Source organism: Kineosporia succinea (assembly GCF_030811555.1).
GTDB lineage: Bacteria > Actinomycetota > Actinomycetes > Actinomycetales > Kineosporiaceae > Kineosporia > Kineosporia succinea.
In genome coordinates this window covers 2,987,323-3,007,550 of sequence record NZ_JAUSQZ010000001.1, presented here as the reverse complement: position 1 = coordinate 3,007,550, position 20,228 = coordinate 2,987,323, and the positions used below count along the sequence as shown (strand labels likewise).

Sequence of the window (20,228 nt, the reverse complement as noted above, 5' to 3'; positions counted from 1 at the left end):
TCCGGGCTGGAATTCCCACCCGGACAGCCCTGAGATCCAGCTGAACTCAGCGTGGATCTTGAGGTTTCGGCGTTCCGGTTCCGGTCAGCTGAAGAAGCGGCGCTCGGAGCTGCGCCACTCCGGCGGGAACCCCTCGCCGGGCACCTCGTTGGCCTGGTCTTCCGGCAGTGTCACGACCACACCGTGCTTGCGGTCGATGCGCATCGGGAGCCCGAAGATCGGCGGGGCCAGGCGGGCGGCGTCTTTGATCATCTCGATGAGTTCGCTCGGGATGCCCGCGACGGCCTTCTGGAACGCAGCCTCGTGCTCGGCGCGGTCGCCGCCGTCGGGAGGCAGGGCCCAGTTGACCAGGGCCCGGGTGAAGCCGGCGTTGTTCGACAGCAGGTGACGGGTGAGGCGGGTGGGCGCGACGGCGTAGACCACGTCCTCGCGGGCCGGACGGGGTTCGCCTTCTTGCCGGGGGGTCGTGCGGGTGGCCCGGGCGTTGAGGTCGCGCAGGAGAACGAGGCCGTCGAGGATCTTGGCCACCTCACCGCCGGACCCGCGCAGCGAGCTCATCTGCAGCAGGGAGCGGGACTCGGTGCTGGCGCGGCCGTCGCTGACCAGGATGTCGACCAGGGTCTGGCGCACCAGGTCGTCGTCGGGGGCGGCGGCGAGTTCGAGGGCGGCCTGGCAGACGTCTTCGTCGGCGAGGCGGGCTTCGAGGTCGATGTGCGGCAGGTCGCAGCGGTGGGGCTTCATGCTGAGGACGTGCTGCTCGGCGGGCCCGGCCGGACGCCGGGGTGTGCGCTCGGGGACGTCGGCAGCGGGGCCCAGCAGCACCCGCTCACGCTGGCCGGGGATGGTGCGCGGGGGGACGGGGATGTCTTCGGCGGACGGCTCAGCGGCCGGGTCATCGATGGGCGGGGCCTGGTCCTGATCGGCCTGGTCCGGCCCGGCCTGGTCCGGCCCGGCCTGATGCGGCCCGGCCTGATGCGGCCCGGCCTGATGCGGCCCGGCCTGATGCGGCCCGGCCTGATGCGGCCCGGCCTGATGCGGCCCGGCCTGATGCGGCCCGGCCTGATGCGGCCCGGCCTGATGCGGCCCGGCCTGATGCGGCTCGGATCGGTGCTGTCGGGTCTGCTGCGGTTCCGGTTGGTCCGTCGTCGCGGGGTCCGGCTTTTCCCGGTGCGGTCCGGCGGCCGATTCGGCCAGGTCGGCGGCGGCCGCGATCTCGGCGGCGGTCTCGAGGGACTCGTCCGGACCGTCATTGCTCTCGGTACGGGCGGCGCCCTGGTCGTCGTCGCGTTCGGTGGGCGGGAAGCGCAGGGCGCCCTCGTCGTCGGGGCCGACCTCGTCCGGGCCGACTCCGAAGAAGGAGTAGGGCTTTTCGTCCCAGCTGGCCGGGGGCCCGTCAATGGTGGACGCCGCCCGCACCGAATCCTCCCCGTCACCTTCCCGGGTCGGTCGGCTCGCGCTGTCCGGGGTGCCCCAGGCCGGCGTGCTCGGGGCTTCCGACCGGAGCTGTTGCTCGGGCTTCGGCTCGGGCTTCGGCTCGGGCTTCGGCTCGGGCTTCGGCTCGGGCTTCGGCTCAGGCTTCGGCTCAGGCTTCGATCGAGGCTGCGGCTTCAGCTCAGGCTCAGTTCTCGCCACGGCCTCCGACGTCGGCTTCGTCCGGGGGGCATCCTTCGCGCCCGGCCGGGACTTCGGCTCGACGGCGCCCGCTACTGAACCGGGAGCCGCCGAAGTGAGCGAGGTCGGCGCCACGTCCGGAGATACGGACGTGACGGAAGGCGCCTCAGGCACCCCCGGAGTTGCGACAGATCCCGACTTTGCCTCTCCCACCGAGGTTTCGGCCGAATCCGCCTCTCCCGATGCCGACTGTTGCTCAGCCTCGGCCGGGTCGGGTGTCCGCGAGCGCCCCATCACCTCACGGAGACTGGGCCGCCGCTCACGCCCCGGACGGACCTCCGGCCGTGCAGCGGCCGACGGTTCTTGGGCCAGACCGTCTCCGACGCGGGCTGATTCATCCGAGGATCCCGGTTGACGGGGCTTGTCCGTATCTCTTGCCTGCGAGTCGTCCGACGGCTGCGGGGTGCCGTCCTCGGGAGACTCGTTACCCGGCAACACCTTGCGGGCCCGGTCCATCACCTTACGACGGGACTGCGACAGCAACTGCGACAGCCGCGGTACCGGAAGCTCGTCGTCGGGGGCGTCGGAGTCCTGGTAAGGGTTCTTGGAGGGGTCGTACGGTTCCTGGGTGCGCCGGGCCGGGGTTCCTCCCGGCCGTCGGCGCAGTGCGCTCACCGGAGCCGGCACCGGGTTCGGACGCTCACCGTCCGAAGCCTCCGCCGCCCGCTCGTCTTCCTGGTCGAGTTCGTGGTCGGCGCTGCCGCCGTCGCTGTCTCCCGCATACGGACTGCCGAGCACCGGCGCACCGGACCCGGCGCCCCGATCTCTCGGTTTCGGCCTCGCCGGAGTGGGAAGGATCTGGGGAACGACGATGGGCCCGTCTGCCCCCGAAGCCCGAACATCGTCTGCAGCACCGGTTTCGGGAACCACACCGGACGTCGCGGTCTCGGTCGAGGGGGCATCGATTCCGGGGGACGGGGTGGTCGCGGGGGTTTTTGCGGACGCGTCGGTCCCGGCAGCGGAGTCGGTCCCGGCAGACGAGGTGGCGCCGGTGGTCTCGGCAGACGAAGCAGTTCCGGCAGACGAAGTGGCACCGGAGGTCTCGGCAGACGAAGCGGTTCCGGCGAGCGAGCTGATCCCGGCGGGCGAGCTGATCCCGGCCGCGTTGGCGGACGCGACGGTCTCGGAAGTCTCGGAGGTCGCCGAGGCGGTGGTCCTGGGGGATCCAGAGGTACCGGAGGCCTGGGGCTGCGTCGAGGCAGGAGCTCGGTGGCCCGTGGCCTCCGCCGATGTGGTGGTCCCGGCCGATGCGACGGGTCCGGCCGGGGTCGCGGGTCCGGTGAGGTCGGTGCGCGCGGCGCGGTCGCCCGACGAACTGGAGCCGGCAGGCGCGGTGGCGTCGGCGGGTGCGGTGGGGTCGGCGGGTGCGGTGGGGTCGGCGGGTGCGGACGCCTTGGGCCTCTCGGCCGGGGAGGCGGCCGGGGGCGGCGTGTCTTGGGTGCGGTCGCGCAGGGGCTCAGAGGCTTCCGCGGCTCCGGACTTGCCGGCGCGGCGTCTCGGTAGGGGTTCGGCGTTCTGGGTGTCGATGACCACGGCGGGAGTGGCGGGCTTCGGCGCGCGCTCCGGCTCGGTTGCTTTCGGCGGGGGTTCGGTGGTGGCGGCGTCTTCGGGGTGGGGCTCGGCACGATCGGGGGTCTGGGGATCGGCCGGGGGCTCGTCGCGTTCGGACGACTTGAACCGCGCGAAGGCCGCCGCTCCGGCGGCTGCGGCTCCGGCGACCAGCCCGGCCAGGCCCGTCTTGCCGTCGTGCTCGGAACGGTCAGCGCGCTCGGGGCGCTCCGTGGGCTGGTCGAGCGGGTCGGAGGCTGTCGGCTCGGCCGCTTCCTCACGGACGACTCGCCCAGCTGGTTCGGCGACCGGCGAAGCCGCGGAGGACGAGGCCGAGCCCGGCGGAAGGGCCCCCGACGCAGACGCAGCAGGCGAGGCAGACGCAGGAGGCGAGGCGGCCTCGGGCGAAGAGGTGTCAGGCGAGGAGGTGCCGGACGAAGAGGTGCCCGACGAAGCGGTGCCCGACGAAGCGGTGCCCGACGAAGCGGTGCCCGACGAAGCGGTGCCCGACGAAGCGGTGCCCGACGAAGCGGTGCCCGACGAAGCGGTGCCCGACGAAGCGGTGCCGGACGAAGCGGTGCCGGCCCGAAGGGCCTCAGGCGAAGCGTCGGTGGGCGGGGCAGGCGCGGACGAGGGCGCAGCAGGCGTGGCGGCCGCCGGCAGAGCAGAGGGTGGGGCGGCCGACGACGAAGGCGCAGCAGACGGGGCAGCCACAGACGCGGCGGACGCAGCAGACGAGGCGGGCTCGGCGGGCACAGCAGGCGAGGCGGGCACAGCAGACGAGGCGGGCTCGGCGGGCACAGCAGACGCGGATGAGGGCGCAGCAGGCGTAGTGACCGCGGGTACAGCGGCGGGCGAGGCACCCGCGGGCAGAGCGGCGGGCGGGGCGCCCGCGGACGGGGCGCCAGAGCGTTCGGCCGGGCCCGGCTCGATCGGCTCGATCGGCTCGGGGCGGCGGGAGACCGGCGGTTCGGCTTCGTGCCCGCGGGCCTGTTCGCCGTTGCCCTCGCGCGCCTGCACCTCGCGCACCTCGCGCGTCCGGGGCTCGCGGGAGCGGTCTTCGGGGGCTCGGTCTTCGGGGGCTCGGTCGTCGGGGGCTCGGTCTTGGTCGTCGGCCGGCGACCACTCGCCCTTGTGCCGCCAGGCGTTGCCCGGGCCGCTGCGCAGCGCGGGCACCCGCGGCTCGATGGCCGGCGGGGTCTCTTCGTCGGCCGCGCGCTCTTCGGGCTGCAGCGTGACCCGCACCGGCAGCAGCCCTGACAACGAACCTTCACCGGCCGCCCGGCTCAGCTGCTCGTCACGCCCGAACGCCACCCGCGACGCCGGGCTGGTGCGCAGCCCGGTGTAGCTGCCGCGGAAGTACGGGAGCAGGCGCCGCCAGATCAGCAGCGCGACGAGGATGCAGGTGAACGTGACGCCCACCTGCACACAGAGAACCAGGGCCTGGCCGATCGCACCGAACAACCCGGAAAGGGCATGGCCGATCGCCCGCACCGCCTGGATCGCGAGAGCCACCGCGATCAGCGCACCCACCGCATAACCGACGAGGTTCATCGAGCCCTCCCGGCCTGCCCGACAAGACGCACCACGTTCATATGAATGGGCGGAACCCCATCTTCACATGCACCAATGGAAATATCGCTAGCCTAGCGTAACGGCCCCGTAGCACCAGAGATCCGGCGATCTGGATCTTTCGCCTCAGGCCGGGCATCGGGTGAGCGGACGAGGCCCCCGCGGATCCACCGGGCGATCCACCGGCGACGACCTCGTGGCACAGTCAGGGCGACCCCGATTCAGGTAAGGACGTGCCCGTGCCCACGCTGCTGCATCTCGACTCCTCCGCCGATCTCCACCACTCCGTCAGCCGTGCCCTCACCGCCCGCTTCGCCGACACCTGGGCCGGGATCAGCGACGACCACGTGGTCGTGCGCCGCGACCTGCACGTCGACCCGCTGCCCCACCTGCCCACGAGCGCCCTGCACTGGGCCCCGCGGCTGCGCACGCCCGAGGAGGTCGTGCCGGCCGACGCCGAGGCGCTGCAGAAACTTCTCGTCGACGAGTTGCTGAACGCGGACGCCGTGGTGATCGGGGCGCCGATGTACAACTACAGCGTCCCGTCGACCCTGAAGGCCTGGATCGACTACGTGCACATCGGCGGCGTCACCGCGACGATGGGCGAGCCGGTCACCGAGCCGCTGGCCGGCAAGCCGGTGGTCGTGGTCTCCAGCCGGGGCGCGACCTACGGGCCGGGCGCTCCGGGCGAGGCGGTCGACCACGAGATCCCCAGCATCGTGCAGGTCCTGGGCACCTCGATGCGGATGGACGTCGTTCCCGTCACCACCGATCTCACCCTGGCCACGCGTCTTCCCGCGTTGCACGAGTTCGCCGGCCGGGCCGCGGACGACCTGCAGAAGGCCTCGGACGCGATGGTCGAACTGGCCCGGCGCTTCGGCACCCGCTAGCCGGCTGACGTGGGCTGAGGCCAAGACACCGGAACCCCGGAAACCCCGGAACCCGAGAGCCTCAGCCCACCAGCGGCAGGGCCACCGCCAGCACCGACCCGATCGCGGCGATGGTCAGCACCGTCAGTCCCAGCACGGCCCGGCGCGGCCAGCGGTGGCGCCGTCCGCGCAGGTCCCGGCGATGCGGCAGGTCACCCGAGAGCCGGGTCATCCCGTGCGGATCGGTGCGCGGCACGATCCGGCGGCGCCGGTCGGCGTCCCGGCCCGAATGGCTTGAGGACGCGTGGCGCCCCAGCGGCGCCTCACTCGCCTCCCGGGGCGGCGGTTCGAGCAGGGCCGAGAGCCCGAAGTCCACGGTCAGCGCCTGCAGCGCCCCGACCGGCCGGCTCCGGTGCCGGTGCTCGGCGTGCGGCCGGTCCTCACCGGCATCGTCGTGCGTACCCATCCGAGCAGCGGCCGGGCGGGCCGGTACGCCGACGTCAGGTGACTCCGGGGCCGTCCGCAGAGGTGCCGGCAGATTGACCAGTTCGGTGACCGTGGGACCGCTCGCGTCGTCCAGCGTCCGCCGGAACTCACGCAGGTGACCCGCCACCTCAGCGGCCCCCGGACGCCGGTCGGGATCGTTCTCCGTCATCGCGGTGAGCAGACCGGTGAGGCCCGCCGGGATGTCGACGTCGATGCGCGGCGGATGGTTGAGCCGGGCCACCGCGACCACGACCGGGTCACCGTCGAACGCCGGGCGACCGCTCAGCGCCTCGATGAGAACCAGCCCCAGCGAATAGATGTCGCTGCTCTCGCGGATCTCCTCGCCCCGCACCTGCTCGGGCGACAGGTATCCGGCGGTGCCCATGGTGAGACCCGTGCCGGTGAGCCGCTCGGCGCAGTCCAGCGCGCGGGCCACCCCGAAGTCCCCGAGCTTGATCGAGCCGTCGTACCCCAGGAGAACGTTGCTGGGCTTCAGGTCGCGGTGCACGATCCGCTGCGAGTGCACGTATTCGAGGGCGTCACCGAGGCTGACGCCGACCAGGCTGACGTCGCGCGGAGACATCGGCTCGGGGCGACAACGTTTGCTCAGGGTCTCGCCGTCGACGAGTTCCATCGCGATGTAGGGCTCGTCCCCGTGGGTCGCGGCGTCGTAGAGCGCGACCAGCCCGGGGTGATCGAGATGCGCGAGCGTGGTGGCCTCCGAGCTGAACCGGGCTCGGTTGACCTCGTCCTCCATCGCCATCTGATGGAGCACCTTCACCGCGACCTCGCGATGCAGTGCGCAGTCCCAGGCCCGGTACACCAGGCCCATCCCACCCTTGCCGATCACGTCCCCCAACGCGTACCGGTCGGCGAGCATCTGGGGACCGCGTTCCAGGGTGGTGTCCTGCACGCTGCCTCCTCCGCGAGTCCGTCCGCGGGTGCCACTGTGCCGGTGATCTGTGAGGACGGCACTTCGGGAGGTCTCAACTGCCTGGTTCAAGCGCTTCCACCACGGCTTTCACCGTTCGTTCGACCAGGTCCCGATCGAGCGGTTCGCCCTCGAAGACCCGGTGCATCGGCCAGCCCTCGATCAGCGCGTCGAGCGCGCGCACCGTCGGCTCGGTGAAGTGCAGCATCAGGCTCTCGCGGGTCGCCAGCAGCCAGTCCCGGCGGATGGCGCCGACCGCCGCGTTGTGGTTGCCGAAGGAGTAGAGCTCGAACAGCCCGATGATCTCCGGCGTCGAGGCGTGGGTGACCCCGCAGATCATGTCGACGACGACGGTCTGCGCCTGCTCCGGGGACCGCGCCTGCTCCAGCGCCCGGTGCATGTCGCCCGACCAGGTCACGAACACGTGCCGGAAGGCGGCCTCGATGATCTCGGTCAGGTCGGCGAAGTAATAGGTGAGGGATCCCAGGGGGACGCCCGCGGCGGCGGCGATCCGGCGGTGCGTCGTGCGGTGCACCCCGTTCTCGACGATCACGTCGAGGGCGGCGGCGACGATGCGCTCCCGGCGCTCCGGGTCGTTCGCGACTCTTCGGGGTCCGGCCACGCGTCCTGCCTTACCTGAGCGTAAGTGGGTGTGTACCTTAGTACACACAAGTGTGGACGTTCGTACACACCACGTGCCGACGCGTCCACCCTTGGGCGCCACCGTGGTTCTGGAGAGCCGTGACCAACCCGATCAATGCGCGCCGCTGGGCGCTCTTCGCCCTGTTCTTCCTGCCCGGCGTGGCGATCGCGTCGTGGGTGACGCGCACGCCGGCCATTCGCGACGCCCTCGGCGCCACCACCCAGGAGATGGGCTTCGTGCTCTTCGGCCTGTCGGTGGGCTCGATGCTCGCGATCCTCAGTTCCGGGCCGCTGGTGCTGAAATTCGGGGCCCGGCCCCTGATCGCGGCCGGGACCACCTCGATCGTCGTCAGCCTGCCCGTCATCGCCCTCGGCGCCCAGCTCGGTGAACCGCTGCTCGTGACGGCCGGTCTGTTCCTGTTCGGGGCGGGCGTCGGCGGTGGCGAGGTGGCCATGAACGTCGAGGGGGCCGAGGTGGAGAAGCTCACCGGGCGCCCGTTCCTGCCGATGCTGCACGGGTGCTTCAGCCTGGGCACCTTCGTCGGGGCGCTCATCGGCATCCTCTTCACCACCCTCGACTTCCCCGTCACCTGGCACCTGGTCATCGTGACCGGTCTCGCGGCAGCCCTTTTCGGCTGGGCCATCCGGGTGATTCCGGCGGGCACCGGCAAGTCCGAGGGGTTGAGCCGAACGGGGGACGCGTCGGTCACCTCCGGCCTCCCGGCGCACCGGCCGCCGTGGAAGGACACGCGCCTGCTGCTCATCGGCGCCATCGTGCTCGCCATGGCCCTGGCCGAGGGCACCGCCAACGACTGGCTGCCCCTGCTCATGGTGGACGGGCACGGCTTCGACGCCGGCCTGGGGTCGGCGATCTACGCGACCTTCGCCCTCTCGATGACGGTCGGGCGGTTCGTGGGCGGGCGCTTCATCGACCGCTACGGACGCGGCCGGGTCCTGATGGCCAGCGCGATCTCGGCCACCGCCGGACTCGCCCTGGTCTCCCTCGCCGACCTGCAGGCACTCGCCGCGGCGGGCGTGATCCTGTGGGGACTCGGCGCGTCGCTGGGCTTTCCGGTGGCCCTGTCCGCGGCCGGTGACAGCGGTCCGGACTCGGCCGCCCGCGTCACGCTGGTAGCGACCGTCGGATACATCGCGTTCCTGGTCGGGCCGCCGCTGCTGGGATTCCTGGGTGAGCACTACGGGCTGCGCGGCGCACTGATCGTTCCGCTGGTGTTCGCGGCCGGGGCGGTCTTCGTGGCCCGGGCGGCCGACCCGGTTCCGGAAAAGCTGGAGCCGGTGAATCGCTGACACCCGGAAAAGCCGCCGCCCGATGCGGGCGGCGGCTTTTCCGGTGCCACTTCAGTTACCCGCGGCCTGGTACTGCTCGATCACGTGGGCGGGAATGCGGCCCCGCTCGGACAGCTCGAATCCGTTGCTGGCGGCCCACGCCCGCACGGCGCGGTTGTCGACCCCGGTCGCGACCCGCTTCGGCGCCCCCTGCTTACGGCCACCGACCCTGCGCGCGGCGTCCTGCCAGGGAGCGAAGGCCTTCCGCAGGGCGGCGGCATTCTTCTTCGTCACGTCGATCTCGTACTCGACGCCGTCGAGGCCGAAAGTCACCGTTTCGTCGGCGTGCTGCCCGGTCATGTCGTCGAGCAGCTCGGTGAGAGTCCTGGTCGCCATGGCTATATGTTTTCGCTTGCTGACTGCACAGTCAAAGCACGACACATTCCGGTTCCCCCATCTCGCGCGCAACGCACTGAATTTCCCGCCGGGCATCACAGAACTTCGGATCCGGACCACCGACCGCCGGGCCGTGTTCATCGTTCCGCCCTTCCGTCCCCATCGGCGGCGGATTACGGTTCCGCTCCCCCGGCTTTTTCCCTCTTCCGCACTTGAGTGCTGGCCGGAAAAGGACAACGGATGGAAACTCATTCGGTCGGCCGGCGCCATTTCCTGAGCCGCCACCCGGGCGAGGAGGAGAAGTCCGCAGTTCGGCCGATCACTTTCTGCGACGCCTTTGTCACGTCCGGCCATGACCCGATACTTTCGACGGCATCAGACAGGGTGAAACCATCATTGACTTGCACTGACGTTCCTGTCTTGACTTGCGCCATGCGGGCATACCGACCGATCGCAGACCGGCGTCGGCAACTCATCGACACCGGCCTCGCCATCGGTGAGCGCGAGGGTGTGGCGGCCGTGACCGCCCGCCGGGTCGCGTCCGAGGCCGGCGTCTCGCTGGGCCTCGTCTCGTACTGCTTCGCCACGAAAGACGACCTCACCGTCGCGATGGCCGCCCGGATCGCCGAGGACACGGCCGAGGCCGCCGACCGGCCGTTCGAGCCGTCCCCACCCGATCAGGTGGACTCACTGGAGCCGGCCCTTCTCGCGGCCCTGAAACGTCTGTGGGACCTGCACGAGGCGGCGCCCGGCCGGCAGCTGCTGACCTACGAGATCACCACCCGGGCGCTGCGCGAGCCCCGGCTCAACGACGTGGCCCAGCAGCAGTACGACAGCACCGTGGGCTCCTGCGGCCGGGTGCTGCAGCACGTGGCCGACCTGGTCGGCGTCACCTGGGACCGCGACGTGTACGAGGTGGCGAGCGTCGCGGTGATGGCGATCGACGGGGCCACGCTGCGCTGGCTGGTGGACAAGGACTCCGACGCGGCGCTGAGACGGCTCGGCGACGTGGCCCGGCTGCTGTCGACGATGGCGCACTGATGAGCCCGGGCCCGGACACCTCCGACGTTCGGGCCCGCCTCGCGGTGTCGTCCGCGTTCGTGGCCCAGGGCCTGCTGTTCACCGTGCTGCTGACCCATCTGCCGCAGTTCAAGGACCGTTTCGGGCTCTCCGACGGCTCGGTCACGCTGATCATCGTGATGGTCACGCTCATCGCCGGGGTGGGCAGCCTGGCCAGTGAGGCTCTGGCGGCGCGCAGCTCCAGCCGGGTCGCGCTGCGGGCCTCACTGGCTCTCGCCGCGGCCGCCGCCGCCGTGATCGGGCTCAGTACACAGTTCGGGCTCTTCGTGGGGGCTTTCGCGGTCTACGGGGTGGCGCTGGGCGGGGTCGACGCGGCGTCGAACATGCAGGGTGTGGCGGTGCAGCACCGGTACGGGCGCAGCGTCATCAACTCGTTCCACGCGGCCTGGAGCGCGGCGGCGATCGTGGGAGCGCTGTACGTGGCGCTGAGCGAACACGTCTCGCTCGACCTGGGGCTGTCGGTGGCGTTCGCCGCCGGGGTGGTGGCGCTGATCGCGGGTGGGCCGGGGGCCTGGCTGTTGCCGGTGACGACCTCGGCTCTGCCCGGCGTCTCCGGCGAACCGGAGCGCGATCCCGGATTCCTCACCCGCGGGCCCCTTCTCGCGCTCGGACTGGCCATGGCGGCGTACTGGGCCGTCGACTCCGGGGCCTCCAGCTGGGGCGCCATCTACCTGACCGACACGCTGACCTCGACCGACAGCGTGGCCCCCCTGGCCTACGGCGCCTACCAGGCCCTGGCCCTGGTTTCCCGGCTGGCCGGAGACCAGGCCGTGCAACGTGTGGGGGCGGTGACCGTGGTGCGGCTAGGCGCCCTGCTCGGCCTGGCCGGCACCCTGGTCATCGTGGCCGCTCCCGAACCGGCTTTCGCCATCGCCGGTTTCGCCCTGACCGGGCTGGGTCTGGCCGTGGTGCCCCCGCTCTGCTTCGCCGCCGCCGGGGCCCGGGCCCGCGACCGCCCGCACGCCGATCAGCTGGTGGCCCGGCTCAACGTCTTCAACTACCTGGGCGCACTGCTGGGTGCCGCGCTGATCGGGGCGATCGGCAGCGGATTCGGGATGCGGGCCGGATTCCTGCTGGCCGTACTGCTGGCCGGGGCGGTGCTGGCACTGGCGGCCGCGTTCGCACCCCGGCCCGCTTCGTCGTCCGTCTGAGCGACCTCGCTCAGGCCCGGGCCGCGCCCGGGTGCAGGTCCGCCGCGCCGTCGACCGTGTCCGCGCCCCCCAGCGACTCCAGACCCTCGGCGCCTTCGAGGGTCTCGCCGTCACCGAGCATCTTGCGGTCGGCCGCGTCGATCATCGACCGGCCGGTGGAGAACACGATCAGGGCCAGCACCACCGCGCCGGCGCCGACGTAGAACGGGATGGCGTCGTTGAAGCTCTCGGCCAGCTTGCCCGCGAAGTACGGGGCCAGGCCACCGCCGATGAACCGCACGAAACCGTACGAGGCCGAGGCCACCGGGCGCTCCACCGGCGACACCATCATCACGGCCTGGGTGACCAGCGTGTTGTTGATGCCGAGGAAAGCGCCGGCGACGATCACCGCCACGATGACCGTGGCCGGTGAGTTGTGCCCGAACCCGATGACGGCCAGGTCGACGGCCAGCAGCACGAAGTTTCCGTACAGGGTGCGGGCCGTGCCGAACCGGGCCTGCAGCCAGGGAGCGCCGAAGACCGCGAAGGCCGCCAGCAGCAGACCCCAGGCGAAGAAGACGAAGCCGAGCTGGATCGCGCTGAGGTTCATCAGGTACGGCGAGTAGGCCAGCAGCGTGAAGAAGCCCCAGTTGTAGAGCAGACCGGTCAGGCCCATGGTGAGCAGGCCGCGGTGCCGCAGGGCCGTGAGCGGGGCCGAGATCGAGCTCGGGTGCTCCGGTTTCGGGGTGGGGGGCAGCAGGAACGCGGTGGCGACCAGGGCGATCGTCATCAGCACGGCCACCCCGAAGAACGGCCCGCGCCAGCTGATGTCACCGAGCAGACCGCCCACCAGCGGGCCGGCCGCGATGCCGAGACCGAGCGCCGACTCGTACATCACGATGGCGCCGGCGAAGCCGCCGCTGGAGCTGGCCACGATCACCGCGAGGGAGGTGGCGATGAAGAGTGCGTTGCCCAGGCCCCAGCCGGCCCGGAAGCCGACGATCTGGTTGATGGTGCCGGAGAACCCGGCCAGCAGCGAGAACACGACGATCAGGGCGAGGCCGATGATCAAGGTGCGCTTGGCCCCGAGCCGGCTGGAGACCCAGCCGGTGATCAGCATGGCCACGGCCGTCACGACGAGGTAGCTGGTGAACAGCAGCGAGACCTGGCTGCGGGTGGCGTCGAGCTGTTCGGCGAGCACCGGCAGGATCGGGTCGACCAGGCCGATGCCCATGAACGAGACGACGCAGGCGAACGCGACCGCCCAGACCGCGCGAGGCTGCTTGAACGGTGACGGCGCCGGGCCGTGGGACGAAGACATCCGGGAGAACTCCTCAATCGAGGTATTTCACAAGGGGTTTGACTGCACCAGCCGGGCGATGGCCGGACCCGCCGCCAGCAGGGCGGCCTGGTCGGCCGGGTCGAGCAGCTCCATCCGCTCCGCGAGCATGCGGGTGCGCTGGGCCCGGCGCGCGAGGACGAACGCGTGCCCGCTCTCGGTGAGCTCGACCAGCCAGGCCCGGGCGTCGCTCGGGTCCGGTTCCCGCCGCACCAGCCCCTCGCCCTCGAGCCGGTTCACCAGCCCCGTCATCGCGGGCTGGGTGACGCCCTCGAGCTTGGCCAGGTCGGAGACCCGGGCCGGGCCGCCGCCCGCCAGCCGGGCGACGGTGGTGCGCGCCGTCATGCTCCAGCCGCTCGGGGGCGTGTTGCGGCGGACGAACGAGAGCAGTCCGTCGAGCGAGGCCGCGAGTTCGATCAGGTCGTCGTCGGCCTTCTCGGAAGCCGGGACGGCAGTGGAGGCGGCAGACGCGTCGGAGGTGACAGGCACGTCCCTAGTTGTATCACTGATTTATATAACTTGCCGATGCACCGAACCCGGTTCGATGGTTGTCGAACGAAACCGATAGGATTGGTGGCCTGGTCAGAGGCCCTACCTCGTCGGCGTCCGGGTGATTCACGCATCCCGGCACTGCGGACCTCTCTCCCACTCCTGCGGGATGACTTGGGTTCTGCTCGGACTTTTTCGATGACCCCTCATGGCCCTCGGGAGGACGAGACAATGAACGGCGTTCAGTTGCTGCTGGTGGTGATCGCGGCGATCGCGGTCACCGGACTGGCCCATCGACGAGGGCTCCAGCCCCCGCTCGTGGTGCTGGTCGTCGGCCTGGCCGCCTCGTACATCCCCGGCATGCCGCGGCTCGAGCTGGATGCGCACATCATCCTCGGCATCGTGCTGCCGCCTCTGCTGTACTCCACGGCGCTGGACTTCTCGGTGCCCAGCTTCGTGCAGAACATCCAGCCCATCCTGCGCCTCGGTGTGGTGCTGGTGCTCGTCACCGCGTTCGCCGTGGGCGGTGTCGCCTTCTGGGCCGTGCCCGAGATGACGTTCGGTGCGGCCCTGGTGCTGGGGGCGGTGGTCGGCCCGCCCGACGCCGTCACCGCCGTGGCCATCGGAAGATCCCTGGGTGTGCCCAGCCGGGTCATGACGATCCTCACCGGCGAGAGCCTGATCAACGACGCCGCCGCCCTGACCCTGTTCAGCGTGGGTGTGGCGGCGGTGACCGGCAGTCACACGGTGGTCGACAACCCGGTGCTGTTCTTCGTCTACACCTCGGTCGTCGGCACCCTGGTCGGCCTGGTGCTGGCCGTGGTCGTGCTGTGGATCCGCAAGCGCCTGCACGATCCGGGCCTGGAGACGGTTCTCGGCCTGGTCGTGCCGTTCTCGGCCTACCTGCTGGCCGAGGAGCTGCACGGTTCCGGTGTGCTCGCGGTGGTCATGGCCGGTTTCTGGGTCGGGCACAACTCGACCAAGGCCGGATACGCCACGCGCCTGCAGGAACGTCAGCTCTGGCGTTCGATCGACGCCCTGCTCGAGGCCTTCGTGTTCGCCTACATGGGCCTGCAGATGAGCTTCATCATCGACGACGTGTTCGGCACCCACCACGAGCCGGTCGGCACCGTGCTGCTGGCGTCGCTGCTGGTGCTGCTCACGGTGATGGTGATCCGTCCCGTGTTCATCTTCGCCTTCGCCAGCGTGAAGAGCATGGTGCGGCAGCGCCTGAACACCCAGCCCGCACCGGAGAACGCGAAGATCGCGGCCGGGCTCAGGACCGCCACCGACAAGGTCGGCCCGCGCGGGGCGACGTGGCAGACCAACGCCCTGCTCTCCTGGACCGGTATGCGGGGCGTGGTCACCCTGGCCGCGGCCGCCGGTGTGCCGGCCCTGACCGAGAGCGGCCAGGAGTTCCCGGGCCGTTCGGTGCTGCAGTTCACCGCGTTCGTGGTGGCCGTGGGCACGCTGCTCATCCAGGGCCTGACCCTGCCGATCCTGGTGAAGCGGCTCGACGTGTCGGGCGAGGTGGAGCACACCAAGGAGATGCAGGAGCGCACGTACGCGCGTGAGGTGGCCCGGGCCGCGTCCCGCAAGGCGGTTCAGGACACCCTCGCCGACCCGCCGGACGGCTGTGACCCGGCGCTGCTGGCCGGGATCGCCGAGCGTTTCCGGCACGCCCAGGAGACGCGTGAAGACCTGCTGCCCGAGGACGAAGACGATCCGGCGCAGCGCGAACTGGCCCGCAAGGACCTGACCCGGGCCGTGAAGGTGCTGCGTCAGCGCATGCTCACGGCGCAGCGCGAGGCGCTGATCGCCGAACGAGACGCGGGCAACCTGGAGGACGAGGTGCTGCGCGACCTGCTCGAGCAGCTCGACTACGAAGAGGCAGCCACGGCCGGGACCTACGCGGCCCGGATGTAGCTCTCGCGGTGGAGAAGGGGTGGACCTCGATGGTCCACCCCTTCGTCATGTCCGGGCCGGGATCATTTTCTGGGCCGGAGTCGTTTCTGAGCCAGGGTCGTTTTCTGGGCCGGGTCATTTCTGGGCGGGCAGGTCCACCGTCATCGTGGTCCCGCGGCCCGGGGCCGAGTCGACGCGGATGGTGCCGCGGTGCGCGTCCACCACGCCCTTCACCACCGCCAGCCCCAGCCCAGTGCCCGGAATACCGCGCGCGGTGGCCGAACTCGCCCGGAAGAAGCGGGTGAACAGCTTCACCTGCTCGGCCTGCGGGATGCCGATGCCCGGGTCGCGCACCTCCAGCCGCACGCCGGCCGGGATGGCGATCACCTGCAGATGGATGACGTCCGGTCGCCCGCCCAGCGGACGGGCCCCCGGGTTCGTGGGCAGGGGGGAGAACTTCACGGCGTTGCTCAGCAGGTTCACCAGCACCCGCTCCAGCTGCGAGGGGTCACCGAGCACACCGGGCAGGCGCTCCCCCACCCGCACCCGGATCGTCATCCCGGCCTGGCGGGCGGCGGGCTCGACCGTCGCCACCGCCGAGGAGACCAGGTCGGGGAACGAGATGTCCTGGAACTGGCCGGATCCCGCGCGCCCGGAGTCGGTTCGGCTGAGCACCAGAAGATCTTCGACCAGACTGAGGACGTTGGCGGAGTTGCGATCGATGATGTCGAGGAACTTGTGGCTGAGTTCGGGATCCATGGCCGTCCCACCGTCGCGCAGCATCTCCACGTAGCCACGCACCGACGTCAGCGGGTTGCGCAGCTCATGGCTCACCGCCGCGACGAAATCCGTCTTCATCCGGTCCATCTCGCGCAACTGGTTGTTGCCGGCGGCGAGCTTCTCGGCCCGCGACATGATGTCGGCCCGGGCCGCGCGCAGGTCTGACTCCACCCGCTTCTGCCGGGTGATCTCGGTGTAGATCGCGCCGATGCCGAAGATCTCGCCCTCGTCGTCGCTGATCGGGTAGCGCACGCAGAGCAGGCTGCGCCCGTCGAACTCCTCCTCGCGCTCCACGACGATCGAGGTGTGCAGGCAGCGGGCGTCGAGTTCGGTCATCTCCCGAGCCTTCTCGGCCGGGAAGATCTCCGCGTCGATGCGGCCGATGAGCGTGCCCGGGGCCAGACCGCAGAGCAGCTCGAACTGCCGGTTCACCAGCAGGTAGCGCCCGTCCACGGCCTTCACGCTGATCGCCGCCGGCGAGTGGTTCACCAGGCCGGACAGGATCGCGGCGGTCTCCCGCTCGCGGCGCTCGGCCTCGCGCTTCTCGGCGGTGAGACGGCGGGTGGCCAGGGCGTGCTCGACGGCCGGGCCGAGTCGGGTCAGCCGGTCTTTCAGCAGGTAGTCGACCGCGCCCAGGCGCAGCGACTTCACGCAGGTCTCCTCGTCCATCTGGCCGCTGACCACGATCACCGGCACCTCGAGCTGCAGCTCATGCAGCTTGGCGAGCACGGTCGGGGCGTCGAGGCCGGGGAGCGAGTAGTCGCACAGAATGACGCCGGGCGGTGGGTCGAGGGCGGCCATCATGGTGTCGAGGCCATCGACCCGGGTCCAGTCCGGCCCGAACCCGGCCCGCACCAGCTCGGCCACCATGAGCTCCGCGTCGACCGGCTGGTCCTCGATGATGAGCAGCCGAAAGCTCCTGGTCACGAAACGTTTTCCCCCGTCGTGATGACGCCGGCGGCAGCGGCCCGGCCGACGTCCGCGTCCCCCTGACACACACGTCGCGCAGCGCCGCCGGTCAGCTCGGCCGAACCGGCCGCTGGCGGATGCGGTGATCAGTAAACACCCGACCGCGGGGGGCGTCCACGCAGAATCGCCGAGACTCGGCCCGGAAGGGGCCGTTCGGCCTGTTGCCCTGCGGGTAACGTCCACCGTCCCCTTCCGGGCGGGGCCCGGGCCGAAACTTTGGACGCGGGATCTGAGGACCTTGACCAGGCCGGCCGGCGGACGGCGGCCGGCAGACGGCCCACGGCGGACGGCGGACGGCGGACGGCCCACGGAACGGCCCACGGAACGGCCCACGGAACGGCCCACGGAACGGCCCAGGGAACGGCCCACGGAACGAGCGGCGGAACGGCCGGGGAGGTTCGTCCTCGTCTCGCGAGAGGTGAAGGGCGGGGCGCCGCTCGGTCACGAGCACAGCCGAGGACAACACTCCCCCCTATACCCAATCGGTATAGGGGGTGCTGTTCCGGCGCGGTCGCACATCGCCGCTTCTGACACCGTGCGCCGAGTCGGCCGGGTGCGGAGATCCGTTCCGTCGCAGCTTCATCAGGAAGCGGCGGACGGGACCAGCCGCTGCGCCGGTGACCAGGGAGGAAGCAGTGCAGGACACCCACCTCCGAGCCGGCGCAGGACCACGGTCAGGAGTGACGCAGGGCGGGGTAGTCCGGGCCAGGGGATGGGGCGGCGCAGGACTCCGCGGGAGGTAGGCGGGCGAGGCTCTCCCGGCCAGGGGCGGGTCGGCGCAGGACTGATGGGCGGCGTTCTCCGGGTCAGGGGGTGGGGCGGCGCAGGGCCGGCGGGAGGTAGGCGGCGCCGGGGCCGGCCTGGGCGGCGAGGTCCTCGGCGTTGCTGATGCGGCACCGGGCCAGGGACAGGCAGCCGCAGCCGATGCACGAGTCGAGCTTGTCGCGCAGGGCGGTGAGGGCTTCGATCTGCTCGTCGAGACGCCTGGACCAGGAGCGCGAGATGGCGGTCCAGTCGGCCTTGGTGGGGGTGCGGGAGGCGGGGAGGCGTTCGAGGGCCTCGCGCACCTCGTCGAGCGAGAGCCCGACACTGCGCGCCGCCCGGATGAAGGCCAGCCGCCGCAGCACCGCCCTCTCGTAGCGCCGCTGCCCGCCGGAGGTGCGGGTGGCCGTGATCAGGCCCTCGCGCTCGTAGAACCGCAGCGCCGAGGCAGCCAGGCCGCTGCGGCGTGTCAGCTCGCCGATGGTGAGCAGCTGATCGGCGCGCGGCTTCGCGTCCGAAGTCATGCCCCCAGAGTACTAGACATGAAGTTGAATTTAACTACCACGATGAGGGGGAAGCGAAAACAGCTATCCATCAGGAGAAGACATGCCTGTCGCACTCGTCACCGGCGCCTCCAGCGGCCTGGGGAGGGCTCTGGCCGCCGCCCTCGCCGACGCCGGCTGGGACGTCGTCGTGGATGCCCGGGGCGCTTCCCGGCTCACCAAGGCCCTCGCCCCGTACCCGAACGTGCACCGCCACCCGGGTGACGTGACCGACTCCCGTCACCGCCGCGAGCTGATCGCCGCCTGCACCGAACTCGGCGGCCTCGACCTGCTCGTCAACAACGCGGGCGGGCTGGGTCCGAGTCCGCTGCCGGCCCTGGGCGAGTTCCCGCTCAGCTCACTGGAAGACCTGTTCACCGTCAACGTGGTGGCGCCGCTCGGCCTGATCCAGCTGGCCCTGCCGATCCTGGCCGAACGGGACGGCACGATCGTCAACATCACCTCCGACGCGGCGAGCGCCGTCTACCCGGGCTGGGGTGGATACGGCGCCACCAAGGCCGCACTGGAGCAGATCGGCGCGGTGCTGGGCGCCGAGTGCACGGGCAGCGTGCGGGTGTACTCGTTCGATCCCGGCGACCTGCGAACCCCCATGCACCAGGCGGCCTTTCCGGACGAGGACATCTCCGACCGGCCGCTGCCCGAGTCCGTGGTTCCCGCGTTCGTGAAGCTGCTGGAGGAGCGTCCGTCCAACGGTCGCTACAGCGCAGACGACCTGAAGACGACGGAGGTGTCCGCATGAGCGCCGTGACCTTCACTCCCCGCCCGAACGCCGAGGCCACCGAACCGGCCGAGGCCCGGGGCCTGCCCCGCGACGGCGTGCGGCTCCTGATCGCCACGCCGGACAAGCTGCAGGACAGCACCTTCCACGATCTCACCGACCACCTGCGGCCGGGGGACCTGCTCGTCGTCAACACCTCGGCCACCCGCGCCGGCGCGGTCGACGGTGAGCACAGCCGGTTCGGCCCGGTGGTGGTGCACCTGGCCACCGAACTGGCCGACGGCGCCTGGGTGGTGGAGATCCGCAGCGCCCCGGGCGCTGCGGATCAGGTGCGCACGTGCGAGCCCGGTGACGAGGTGCGGCTCGACGGCGGGCCGGTGATCCGGCTGGAGGGCCCGCACGGTCCCGCGACCCCCGAGGGCTGGGTCCGGCTCTGGCGTACGCAACCGGTCCGACTCGTCCTCAATTCTCTGCCGGCCCGCCCGATTCGCTACGGCTACCTCGACCGGCCCTGGCCGCTCGAGAACTACCAGACGGTGTTCGCCGACCCCGGCGACCTCGGCGCCAGTGCCGAGATGCCCAGTGCCGGGCGTCCGTTCACCCCCGATCTGGTGACCCGTCTGGTGTCACGGGGCGTCCGGTTCGCCCCGATCACCCTGCACGCCGGGGTCTCGTCGCTGGAGAGCGGCGAGAGCCCGCCCGCCGAGCCCTACCGGGTGCCGGATTCGACCGCGGAACTGGTGAACTGGACCCGCCGGACGGGTGGACGCGTGGTCGCTGTGGGTACGACCGTCACCCGTGCGCTGGAGTCGGCGACCGGGCCGGACGGCCGAGTCCGAAAGGCGCAAGGCTGGACAGATCTCGTCATCACCCCGGATCGCGGGGTGCGGGCGGTGCAGGGTCTCGTCACCGGGTGGCACGACCCGGAGGCCTCGCACCTGCTGATGCTCGAGGCGGTCGCGGGAGCGGGTCTCGTGCAGCGGGCCTACCGGCACGCGGTGGACGCCGGATACCTGTGGCACGAGTTCGGGGACAGCTGCCTGCTCCTTCCGTAACCCCAGGGTGAGAGAGGCGTCGTCCACAAATCACCC

General features: G+C 71.2%; 15 protein-coding genes. 7 read left to right on the top strand and 8 right to left on the bottom strand.

Annotated features, from left to right (window positions below; all coding sequences use genetic code 11):
• Positions 1–84: 84 nt before the first annotated feature.
• Positions 85–4,773 (bottom strand): hypothetical protein, encoded by a 4,689-nt coding sequence (locus tag J2S57_RS13150; protein ID WP_307242169.1) that lies wholly within the window; start codon positions 4,771–4,773, stop codon positions 85–87.
• A gap of 257 nt (positions 4,774–5,030) precedes the next feature.
• Between J2S57_RS13150 and J2S57_RS13145 the strand changes: the two genes are divergently transcribed.
• Positions 5,031–5,681 carry an FMN-dependent NADH-azoreductase gene (locus J2S57_RS13145; protein WP_307242167.1) on the top strand — a complete coding sequence of 217 codons (651 nt, stop codon included), beginning with the start codon at positions 5,031–5,033 and terminating at the stop codon, positions 5,679–5,681.
• A 61-nt stretch (positions 5,682–5,742) separates the two neighbouring features.
• Here the strand turns inward: J2S57_RS13145 and J2S57_RS13140 are convergent, their stop codons facing one another.
• Positions 5,743–7,059 (bottom strand): serine/threonine-protein kinase, encoded by a 1,317-nt coding sequence (locus J2S57_RS13140; RefSeq protein WP_307242164.1) that lies wholly within the window; start codon positions 7,057–7,059, stop codon positions 5,743–5,745.
• 73 nt (positions 7,060–7,132) lie between these two features.
• The gene (locus tag J2S57_RS13135) at positions 7,133–7,699 is read right to left on the bottom strand and encodes a TetR/AcrR family transcriptional regulator (protein WP_307242161.1); all 567 of its coding nucleotides are present in this window, start codon (positions 7,697–7,699) and stop codon (positions 7,133–7,135) included.
• 119 nt (positions 7,700–7,818) lie between these two features.
• Here J2S57_RS13135 and J2S57_RS13130 point away from each other — a divergent pair, with 119 nt between their 5' ends.
• Positions 7,819–9,027 carry an MFS transporter gene (locus tag J2S57_RS13130; RefSeq protein ID WP_307242158.1) on the top strand — a complete coding sequence of 403 codons (1,209 nt, stop codon included), beginning with the start codon at positions 7,819–7,821 and terminating at the stop codon, positions 9,025–9,027.
• 51 nt (positions 9,028–9,078) lie between these two features.
• Here the strand turns inward: J2S57_RS13130 and J2S57_RS13125 are convergent, their stop codons facing one another.
• Complete coding sequence (locus J2S57_RS13125; protein ID WP_307242156.1) at positions 9,079–9,402, bottom strand: histone-like nucleoid-structuring protein Lsr2; 324 nt, start codon at positions 9,400–9,402, stop codon at positions 9,079–9,081.
• A gap of 432 nt (positions 9,403–9,834) precedes the next feature.
• On the opposite strand from J2S57_RS13125, the gene J2S57_RS13120 reads away from it, so the two are divergent.
• Positions 9,835–10,443 carry a TetR/AcrR family transcriptional regulator gene (locus J2S57_RS13120; protein WP_307242154.1) on the top strand — a complete coding sequence of 203 codons (609 nt, stop codon included), beginning with the start codon at positions 9,835–9,837 and terminating at the stop codon, positions 10,441–10,443.
• Entirely contained in the window at positions 10,443–11,633 is a 1,191-nt protein-coding gene (locus tag J2S57_RS13115; protein WP_307242152.1) for an MFS transporter, read from the top strand. Before J2S57_RS13120 ends, J2S57_RS13115 begins: the two co-directional genes overlap by 1 nt.
• A 10-nt stretch (positions 11,634–11,643) precedes the next feature.
• Here J2S57_RS13115 and J2S57_RS13110 read toward each other — a convergent pair whose 3' ends face one another.
• Both J2S57_RS13110 and J2S57_RS13105 read right to left on the bottom strand, forming a co-directional pair.
• Positions 11,644–12,933 carry an MFS transporter gene (locus tag J2S57_RS13110; protein WP_307242149.1) on the bottom strand — a complete coding sequence of 430 codons (1,290 nt, stop codon included), beginning with the start codon at positions 12,931–12,933 and terminating at the stop codon, positions 11,644–11,646.
• Positions 12,934–12,960: 27 nt separating this feature from the next.
• Positions 12,961–13,440 carry a MarR family winged helix-turn-helix transcriptional regulator gene (locus J2S57_RS13105; RefSeq protein WP_307242147.1) on the bottom strand — a complete coding sequence of 160 codons (480 nt, stop codon included), beginning with the start codon at positions 13,438–13,440 and terminating at the stop codon, positions 12,961–12,963.
• Between the two features lie 231 nt (positions 13,441–13,671).
• Here J2S57_RS13105 and J2S57_RS13100 point away from each other — a divergent pair, with 231 nt between their 5' ends.
• On the top strand, positions 13,672–15,366 hold the full coding sequence (locus J2S57_RS13100; RefSeq protein ID WP_307242144.1) for a Na+/H+ antiporter: 1,695 nt from the start codon (positions 13,672–13,674) through the stop codon (positions 15,364–15,366).
• A 114-nt stretch (positions 15,367–15,480) separates the two neighbouring features.
• On the opposite strand, the gene J2S57_RS13095 is transcribed toward J2S57_RS13100, so the two are convergent.
• Both J2S57_RS13095 and soxR read right to left on the bottom strand, forming a co-directional pair.
• Positions 15,481–17,052, bottom strand: a complete 1,572-nt coding sequence (locus J2S57_RS13095; RefSeq protein WP_307242142.1) for an ATP-binding protein — start codon at positions 17,050–17,052, stop codon at positions 15,481–15,483.
• Positions 17,053–17,900: 848 nt separating this feature from the next.
• Positions 17,901–18,380: a redox-sensitive transcriptional activator SoxR gene (gene soxR, locus J2S57_RS13090; RefSeq protein WP_307242140.1), complete on the bottom strand. Its 480-nt coding sequence runs from the start codon at positions 18,378–18,380 to the stop codon at positions 17,901–17,903.
• A gap of 82 nt (positions 18,381–18,462) precedes the next feature.
• Here soxR and J2S57_RS13085 point away from each other — a divergent pair, with 82 nt between their 5' ends.
• Both J2S57_RS13085 and J2S57_RS13080 read left to right on the top strand, forming a co-directional pair.
• Positions 18,463–19,158: an SDR family NAD(P)-dependent oxidoreductase gene (locus tag J2S57_RS13085; protein ID WP_307242138.1), complete on the top strand. Its 696-nt coding sequence runs from the start codon at positions 18,463–18,465 to the stop codon at positions 19,156–19,158.
• Positions 19,155–20,192 carry an S-adenosylmethionine:tRNA ribosyltransferase-isomerase gene (locus J2S57_RS13080; RefSeq protein ID WP_307242136.1) on the top strand — a complete coding sequence of 346 codons (1,038 nt, stop codon included), beginning with the start codon at positions 19,155–19,157 and terminating at the stop codon, positions 20,190–20,192. The genes J2S57_RS13085 and J2S57_RS13080 overlap by 4 nt, the downstream gene beginning before the upstream one ends.
• Positions 20,193–20,228 lie beyond the last annotated feature (36 nt).